Annotated in this window: 11 protein-coding genes; 8 read left to right on the forward strand and 3 right to left on the reverse strand. The window is 62.9% G+C overall.

All coding sequences use genetic code 11. The features are described 5' to 3' along the window. Both EN984_RS13920 and EN984_RS13925 read right to left on the reverse strand, forming a co-directional pair. A partial coding sequence (locus EN984_RS13920; RefSeq protein WP_127383790.1) for a TIGR02301 family protein occupies nt 1–296 on the reverse strand: 296 nt, incomplete at its 3' end. Between the two features lie 83 nt (nt 297–379). Further along, on the reverse strand, nt 380–814 hold the full coding sequence (locus tag EN984_RS13925; RefSeq protein ID WP_127271672.1) for an NUDIX hydrolase: 435 nt from the start codon (nt 812–814) through the stop codon (nt 380–382). A gap of 129 nt (nt 815–943) precedes the next feature. Here EN984_RS13925 and EN984_RS13930 point away from each other — a divergent pair, with 129 nt between their 5' ends. Next, nucleotides 944–1,705, forward strand: a complete 762-nt coding sequence (locus tag EN984_RS13930) for an SOS response-associated peptidase (protein WP_127268540.1) — start codon at nt 944–946, stop codon at nt 1,703–1,705. Between the two features lie 72 nt (nt 1,706–1,777). Here the strand turns inward: EN984_RS13930 and EN984_RS13935 are convergent, their stop codons facing one another. Continuing rightward, nucleotides 1,778–1,933, reverse strand: coding sequence for a hypothetical protein (locus EN984_RS13935; protein ID WP_081738801.1), 156 nt, complete (start codon nt 1,931–1,933; stop codon nt 1,778–1,780). A gap of 391 nt (nt 1,934–2,324) precedes the next feature. Between EN984_RS13935 and cysS the strand changes: the two genes are divergently transcribed. The 7 genes from cysS to rarD all read left to right on the forward strand — a co-directional run. Next, the gene (cysS, locus tag EN984_RS13940; protein WP_127268541.1) at nt 2,325–3,761 is read left to right on the forward strand and encodes a cysteine--tRNA ligase; all 1,437 of its coding nucleotides are present in this window, start codon (nt 2,325–2,327) and stop codon (nt 3,759–3,761) included. Beyond that, on the forward strand, nt 3,758–4,144 hold the full coding sequence (locus EN984_RS13945) for a VOC family protein (protein ID WP_127268542.1): 387 nt from the start codon (nt 3,758–3,760) through the stop codon (nt 4,142–4,144). The genes cysS and EN984_RS13945 overlap by 4 nt, the downstream gene beginning before the upstream one ends. Nucleotides 4,145–4,150: 6 nt before the next feature. Continuing rightward, on the forward strand, nt 4,151–4,642 hold the full coding sequence (locus tag EN984_RS13950) for a GFA family protein (RefSeq protein WP_127268543.1): 492 nt from the start codon (nt 4,151–4,153) through the stop codon (nt 4,640–4,642). Next, nucleotides 4,639–5,115 carry a GFA family protein gene (locus tag EN984_RS13955; RefSeq protein ID WP_027038010.1) on the forward strand — a complete coding sequence of 159 codons (477 nt, stop codon included), beginning with the start codon at nt 4,639–4,641 and terminating at the stop codon, nt 5,113–5,115. The genes EN984_RS13950 and EN984_RS13955 overlap by 4 nt, the downstream gene beginning before the upstream one ends. Continuing rightward, nucleotides 5,112–6,068 carry a prolyl aminopeptidase gene (gene pip, locus EN984_RS13960; protein ID WP_127268544.1) on the forward strand — a complete coding sequence of 319 codons (957 nt, stop codon included), beginning with the start codon at nt 5,112–5,114 and terminating at the stop codon, nt 6,066–6,068. The genes EN984_RS13955 and pip overlap by 4 nt, the downstream gene beginning before the upstream one ends. Beyond that, nucleotides 6,065–7,687, forward strand: a complete 1,623-nt coding sequence (gene cimA / locus EN984_RS13965) for a citramalate synthase (RefSeq protein ID WP_206517190.1) — start codon at nt 6,065–6,067, stop codon at nt 7,685–7,687. Before pip ends, cimA begins: the two co-directional genes overlap by 4 nt. 83 nt (nt 7,688–7,770) lie before the next feature. Beyond that, nucleotides 7,771–8,328 (forward strand): EamA family transporter RarD (gene rarD, locus EN984_RS13970; protein WP_127383791.1); only part of this gene is annotated, 558 nt, incomplete at its 3' end.

Genomic DNA, 8,328 nt, shown 5'->3' on the forward strand with positions numbered 1-8,328 from the left:
GACGTACACCTCGTATAGGTGCCGCCGAAGGAGCGGTAGCCGCGATTGAAGCTGGCAATGAAGCGGGCGCGCCGCTCGGCGTCCGGATTTTCCGAATCGAGCAGTTTTGTCATTTCGACACGCCACTGGTCGCCTTTCTCGCCGCACAGATTGCGCAGGAAATGCAGCGAGCCCAGAACCTCCGCCAGCCGCATCAACCCAGGCTCGAACGGCGATTCGGCGCTGAGCGCGGGCCGTATCGAAACGGTCGCGACGACCGCAAGACACGCGGCGAGGAGCATGGACGGACGGTTCATAAGCCTTCTCTACCCAACGGCGTGGCTCTGCCAAACAGGATAAGTCTTTGTGGCGAAACAATTTGTCGCCTGCAAGGCTGTTTTCAGGGCTTCGGCCCGTCGTCTCCGCGGGGGTCCAACAACTCCTCGGCCACGGCGAACACCGAGCCGGCGAGCGGCAATGCCGCCATCTCGCTGAGTGTATAGAAGGCCGCCGTCTCTGCGTCGTCGCTGGCTACCGCCTCGCCGCCGGCATAGGCCGCGCCGAAGACCGTGAGGAGGTAATCGACCGGGTGGCTGTCATCCCTGCCGTCAATGTGGATTTCCCGTAGCGGGCGATAATTTGTGGCGCGCAAACCGGTTTCTTCCAGAAGTTCGCGCTCTGCCGCTGCCTCCAGCGTCTCGCCGGGTTCGACCTTGCCGCCCGGAAAGGCATAGAGCCCTTGCGAGGGTTGCCGGGCTCGCTTGACCAGAAGCAGGGTGTCTGCACGCACGACGGCGACCGAGACTGCCGGAAGTGTCTTGCGCGCTTCGTTCATGGGTTCCCGATCAGGCGTGTAGGCAGGTCTGTTGTGGACCGCCCAGCATGGGCAAGCTTTAGCGGTTGCGCAATGCCGGTTGCACCGGCACTTTCAGGAACCGAACCTTTCAAAGGGCGCCAATCGACCATGTGCGGACGTTTTGCCTTGACCGCGACGCCGGACCAGACTGCCGCCTTGCTGGGCTTGGCGGAACTGGAGGATTTCCCGGCGCGCTACAACATCGCACCAACCCAGCCGATCCTGATGGCGGTCGCCGGCCCCCCGCGGGCGCCGGGCTCCAATTTGCCCGACCGGCAGCCAATGCTGGTGCGCTGGGGGCTGATCCCGACCTGGGTCAAGGATACCAGGGAGTTTCCGCTGCTGTTCAACGCGCGCTCCGAAGGGGCTACCGAAAAGGCGTCGTTCAAGGCCGCCATGCGCCATCGCCGCGCCTTGGTGCCGGCTTCCGGCTTTTATGAATGGCGGCAAACCGGCGGCAAGAAAGGCCAGCCTTACTGGATCCGGCCCAGGCATGGCGGGTTGGTCGCCTTTGCCGGCCTGGTCGAGACCTATGCCGAGCCGGGCGGTTCGGAAATGGATACCGGCGCCATTCTGACCATCAACGCCAATGCCGATATCGCGCATATCCACGACCGCATGCCTGTGGTGATCGACCCCAGGGATTTCGCCCGTTGGCTGGATTGCCGCACGCTCGAACCGCGTGATGTCGCCGATCTGTTGCGGCCGGCTCAACTCGATTTCTTCGAGGCCATTCCCGTCTCCGACCTGGTCAACAAGGTCGCCAACACCGGACCGGAGATTCAGGAGCGGGGCGAGATCGGGCCGGAGCCCGAAAAGGTCAAGCGCCAGAAGCCCGGCGCGGACGACAATCAGATGACGTTGTTCTAGCTGAACCTGTTCTTCAGCGACGTATGTCTGCGCCATTTGCCAGGCGCCCTTGGCGCCGGGCCGCACACCACTTCAGGCGGCGCGGGGCGACACGATCTTCTGTACCGGCTTTTTCTTCTTCGCGGTGTGAAGGAGGGCGGCGACGATCGCGGCCGGGCCGATCGCGCGGTAGTGGTTGGCCAGTGCCGGCTGCTTGGCTCGGTTGGCTTCCTGCTTGGTTCGGGGCATGTCTCTCTTCCCAGGTAACATTTTCGTGTCTGCGTTTGATGGCCGATTCTGACCAAATCGTGACGCCTGCTGATCTAGCCGGCGAATGTTTCATGACTGTGCCGACATGTTTAATAAAATGTTTCAGTGCATCATTACCTGTGATCCAGCGACGTTTTTGCCGAAACTTGCGACTTGACGGCAACACATGCCAAGGCGATAAAGCCGCCCATGAAAACGTCTTTCGCCATTTGTGGCATTTGCATTATTGGCTAGCCTCGCGCTGGTCCGGACGTTTTCGCCTCATCTTTCCCCAGATTGGACAAACGCCCCGGCCAGCAGGCTGGAGCCTGATTTGCGTTTCGCGCAGGGCTGGCTTCGTCAAATTGAGTTCTGAACCGGGAAGGCACGAATGTCCGACGCATCGCAGGGCCTGCGCCTCTACAACACGCTGACGCGGACGAAAGAGGATTTCGTCCCGATCGATCCAGACAATGTGCGCATGTATGTCTGCGGCCCGACCGTCTACGACTTTGCCCATATCGGCAATGCCAGGCCGGTGATCGTCTTTGACGTGCTTTTCCGCTTGCTGCGTCACGTCTATGGGCAGGCGCACGTCACCTATGTGCGCAACATCACCGACGTCGACGACAAGATCAACGCGCGCGCTCTGCGCGACTTCGGCGGCGAGATCGCTTCCGGAACACTTTCGCTCAACGAGGCGATCAGGCGGGTCACCGAAAAGACCGCCGGCCAGTTCCATAGGGACGTGGCGGTTCTCGGCTGCCTGGAGCCGACGGTCGAGCCGCGCGCCACCGAATTCGTCGAGCCCCGCGCCGACGGCAAGGTCGACATGATCACCTTGATTCAAAGCCTGATCGAACGCGGCCATGCCTATGTTGCCGCGGGCGAAGTCCTGTTCGATACGGCGTCGATGCCGGACTACGGCCAGCTGTCGAAGCGCAATCTCGACGAGCAGCAGGCCGGTGCTCGCATCGCCGTCGACGCGCACAAGAAAAATCCCGGCGATTTTGTCCTGTGGAAGTTGTCGTCGCCGGAGGAGCCTGGCTGGAACTCGCCATGGGGCAGGGGTCGGCCGGGCTGGCACATCGAATGCTCGGCAATGTCGGCCGCCTATCTCGGCGAGGTGTTCGACATCCATGGCGGCGGCCTCGACCTGATCTTCCCGCACCATGAGAACGAGATCGCCCAGTCGCGCTGCGCCCATGGCACGGACGTGATGGCCAACATCTGGATGCACAACGGCTTCCTGCAGGTCGAAGGTCAGAAAATGTCGAAAAGCGTCGGCAATTTCTATTCGATCAACGAACTGCTCGAGACCGAGACGTTCGGCGGCCGCAAATGGCCGGGCGAGGTGCTGCGGCTGGCAATGCTGATGACGCACTATCGCGAACCGATCGACTTTTCCGTGCGCAAGCTGGAAGAGGCCGAGAACACGCTGCGCAAATGGAAGCGGGCGGCCGACCTTGCGCCGGCCGCCGCAGGACTGCTGCCCGTGCAGGTCATCGATGCCTTGTCGGACGATCTCGCAACCTATGCCGCCTTCCAGGTCTTGACGCAGTTGGCTGGCGAGGCAGCGGACGGCAACGATGCGGCGGCTGCGCTGAAGGCGTCGCTGCTGTTCCTCGGCTTCGATGTCGCGTCGGCGACGGTTGATGAAGACCACGTCGCCAAGGCAATCGCCAAGCGTCTCGCATTCATCGCCGCCAAGAACTGGGCCGAGGCCGACCGCATCCGCGACGAACTGCTGGCTCAAGGTGTACAGTTGAAGGACGGCAAGGATCCGGTCACTGGCGAGCGCATCACCACCTGGGAGGTAAAAAGATGATCGACCATCTCGGCATCACCGTTGCCGATTTCGACGCTTCGAAGGCTTTCTATGACAAGGCGATGGCCCCGCTTGGTGCGGCGCTGCTTTACATGGTGCCGCTGGAATATACCGGGGGTGCCAAGGTCGGCGGCTATGGCCGTGACCGGCCGGTGTTCTGGCTGAGTACCGGCAAGGACAAGCCCAGGGATCACCAGCACGTCGCCTTCACGGCGCGCAGCCGCGCCGAGGTCGATGCCTTCCATGCCGCAGCCCTTGCCGCCGGTGGCAAGGACAATGGCGGGCCAGGCCTGCGGCCGCATTATCACCCGAGCTACTATGGCGCCTTCGTCTTCGATCCCGACGGCAACAATGTCGAGGCCGTCTGCCATGTCCCGGAGTGAGCGGTGATGAGCCTCGACAACCGGCCGGTCTACACCGGCGGCTGCCAGTGCGGCGCGGTGCGCTTTCGCGTTGAAGGCGCGCTCGGCGACGCTTCGGTCTGCCATTGCCGCATGTGCCAGAAGGCGTTCGGCTCGTTCTATGCGCCGCTGGTTTCGGTGCGTGGCGCCCGGCTCGACTGGACGCGCGGCGAGCCGAAATACTTCCGCTCCTCCAACCATGTCGATCGCGGTTTTTGCGCCGATTGCGGCACGCCGCTGACCTTCACCGCGCCGGACGGCGTTGGCCTCGCCATCGGCGCGTTCGACAATCCGGCGGAGATCGTGCCGCTGATCCAATGGGGCACCGAGGCAAAGCTGCCTTATGTCGATACGATCCCGCAATTGCCGGGCGAGGAGACGATGGCCGACGTGTCGTCGGCCTCTTATCTGGCGGATCTCGTCTCCTATCAGCATCCGGACCACGACACCGAACAATGGCCGCCAAAGGAAAGATCATGACCGATCAGGTAAGAACCGGCGGCTGCCAGTGTGGCGCCGTGCGTTTCCGCATTCATGGAGCGCTCGGCCGTCCATCGATCTGCCATTGCCGCATGTGCCAGAAGCAGTTCGGCTCGTTCTTCGGTGCACTGGTCACGGTGCCCAGGGACGGCGTCGAATGGACCCATGAAGAGCCGAGCTATTTCCAGTCGTCGGTCAACATCGATCGTGGTTTCTGCGCCCGCTGCGGGACGCCGCTGACCTACCGGCAGCCCGGTGGACTTGAGATCGCTATCGGTGCCTTCGACGACCGCTCCGATCTTGCCCCGCAGATCCAGGTCAACTACGCCGCGCGGCTGCCCTGGGTGGAGACGATCTTCGATCAGCCCGTCCACCAGGATCCTGATTATTACAACAGGCAGGAATCCATCATCTCCTTCCAGCACCCAGACCATGAAACAGCGGACTGGCCGACCAAAGGTTTGCAGCTATGAGCAGTCAATTGCGTACGCTTTATCCCGAGATCGAGGCGTTCGATTCCGGCATGCTGGATGTCGGCGACGGCCATCAGGTCTACTGGGAGCGTTCGGGCACGAGGGGCGCCAAGCCGGCGGTGTTCCTGCATGGCGGGCCGGGCGGCACCATTTCCCCAAAACACCGGCGGCTGTTCGACCCGAAGCTCTACGATGTCATCCTGTTCGACCAGCGCGGCTGCGGAAAATCGACGCCCAACGCCTCGCTCGAAACCAATACGACCTGGCACCTGGTCGCCGACATCGAACGCCTGCGCGAAATGGCCGGCTTCGACAAATGGCTGGTGTTCGGAGGCTCCTGGGGGTCGACGCTGGCGCTCGCCTATGCCGAAACGCACCCCGAACGCGTCAGTGAGTTGGTGGTACGCGGCATCTACACGCTGACGCGAGCCGAACTCGAATGGTACTATCAATTCGGCGTCTCGGAAATGTTCCCGGACAAATGGGAGCGCTTCCTGGCGCCGATCCCGGAGGCCGAGCGCGGCGACATGATGGCTGCCTACCGCAAGCGGCTGGTCGGCACGGATCGCAAGGCGCAGATCGAGGCGGCCCGCGCCTGGAGCTTGTGGGAAGGCGAAACGATCACGCTTTTGCCCGAGCCGGAGACCAGCGGACCATTTGGGCAGGACGACTATGCCATCGCCTTTGCCCGCATCGAGAACCACTATTTCGTCCATGCCGGCTGGCTGGAGGAAGGGCAGTTGCTGCGCGACGCGCACAAGCTGGCTGACATTCCCGGCACCATCGTCCATGGCCGCTACGACATGCCGTGCCCGGCGCATTATGCCTGGGCGCTGCACAAGGCCTGGCCAAAGGCGGATTTCCACCTGATCGAGGGCGCCGGTCATGCTTATTCGGAGCCGGGGATTTTGGATCGGCTGATCCGCGCGACGGACAAGTTTGCAGGCAAATGACCATGACCCGCGAGCGCCTCTATCTCTTCGACACCACATTGCGCGATGGCCAGCAGACCCCTGGCATCGACTTTTCCGTCGAGGACAAGATCGCCATCGCGAAACTGCTCGATGCTTTTGGCCTCGACTATGTCGAAGGTGGCTATCCCGGCGCCAATCCGACCGACACCGCCTTCTTCCAGGAGAAACGTACGTCGCGCGCCAAATTCGTCGCCTTCGGCATGACCAAACGGGCTGGGGCGTCGGCTTCCAACGATCCCGGCCTTGCGTCACTCGTGCAATCCAAGTCGGATGCCATCTGCTTCGTCGCCAAGAGTTGGGACTACCATGTCCGTGTCGCGCTCGGCTGCACCAATGAGGAGAACCTCGACGCCATCAAGGCCTCCGTCGAGGCGGCGATCGCCGCCGGCAAGGAGGCGTTGGTCGACTGCGAGCATTTTTTCGACGGCTTCAAGGCCAATCCCGATTATGCGCTGGCCTGCGCCAGGACCGCCTATGATGCCGGCGCGCGCTGGGTGGTGCTGTGTGACACCAATGGCGGCACGCAGCCATCGGAAGTCCGCGCCATCGTCGAGAAGGTTATTTTATCAGGTATTTCGGGCGATCATCTCGGCATCCATGCCCATGACGACACCGGCCAGGCGGTCGCCAATTCGCTTGCCGCGGTCGAGGCCGGCGTGCGCCAGATCCAAGGCACACTCAATGGCATCGGCGAGCGCTGCGGCAACGCCAATTTGATCTCGATCGTGCCTACGCTGGCGTTGAAACCGGCCTTCGCCGATCGTTTCGACACCGGTATTTCGGCTGAGGCGCTGACAGGCATTTCCAGGTTGTCCCGCGCCTTCGACGAACTCTTGAACCGCGCCCCGGAAGCGCAAGCGCCCTATGTCGGGGCCTCTGCTTTCGCCACCAAGGCGGGCATCCATGCCTCCGCGCTGGCCAAGGAGCCGGCGACCTATGAGCATGTACCCCCGGAAACGGTCGGTAACCGCCGCCGCGTCATGGTTTCGGACCAGGGCGGGAAGGCCAATTTCCTCGCCGAGTTGAGGCGGCGCGGCATCGAGGTGCCGAAGGACGATCACCGGCTCGACGCGCTGATATCAGTGGTCAAGGAGCGCGAGGCCGAGGGCTACGCCTATGAGGGCGCCGATGCCAGCTTCGAGCTCCTGGCACGCAAGATGCTGCACGGCCTGCCGGAGTTCTTCAACGTCACCTCGTTCCGCTGCATGGTCGAGCGCCGCTTCGACGCCAACGGCCAGCTGAAGACGGTCTCCGAAGCGATCGTCAAGGTGGTGGTCGACGGCGAGGAGAAGATGTCGGTGGCCGAGGGGCATGGCCCGGTCAACGCACTCGACATCGCGCTGCGCAAGGACCTCGGCAAATTTCAGGGCGAGATCGCCGACATGGAGTTGGCCGACTTCAAGGTGCGTATCCTCAATGGCGGCACCGAGGCGATCACCCGCGTTCTGATCGAATCGCATGACGGCACCGGCGCGCGCTGGTGGACGGTCGGCGTTTCCGAAAACATTATCGACGCCTCGTTCCAGGCGCTGATGGATTCCATCGTCTACAAGCTGATGAAGAACCGCGAGATGGCCGGACTGGTGGCCGCCGAATAGGGTTGAACCATCAGCGAAAGTCCATTGATCCATCAGAACTTTGCGATGGTCTTGCCAAGGTGACTGGGCCATAGCGTTGGCCCATGGCCACTGAAGCAATTACCCTGGACGCGGATTCCAAGGCCCGGCGCGGCTTTCTGCTGGCGCTCGGCGCCTATCTGCTGTGGGGATTGCTGCCCTTCTACATGAAGGCGGTCGCTCATCTGCCGCTCGCCGAAGTCATTGCCCATCGCATCGTCTGGTCGGTGCCGATCGCCGCCGCCGTTCTGATCTGGGCCGGCCGCATGGCGGATTTCAAGGCGGCACTGCGCTCGCCGCGCACCATCGCCATGGCCGCGCTGACGGCGGCGCTGATCTCGGTCAACTGGGGCATCTATGTCTGGGCGATCGCTGTCGACCGCACCGTCGAAACCGCGCTCGGCTACTACATCAATCCACTGGTCAACGTCGTCGTCGGCGCGCTGCTGCTTGGCGAGCGGCTCGACCGGCTGCAGATCGCGGCGGTGGTGCTGGCGGCCGTCGCAGTCGCCGTGCTGACCGTCGAGGGCGGCAAGCTGCCCTGGGTGTCGCTGGCGCTGGCGTTTTCCTTCGCCGCCTACGCCTTCTTCCGCAAGACGCTGCCGATCGGACCGAGCCAGGGA

The organism is Mesorhizobium sp. M7A.F.Ca.CA.004.12.1.1 (assembly GCF_003997835.1).
Lineage (GTDB): Bacteria > Pseudomonadota > Alphaproteobacteria > Rhizobiales > Rhizobiaceae > Mesorhizobium.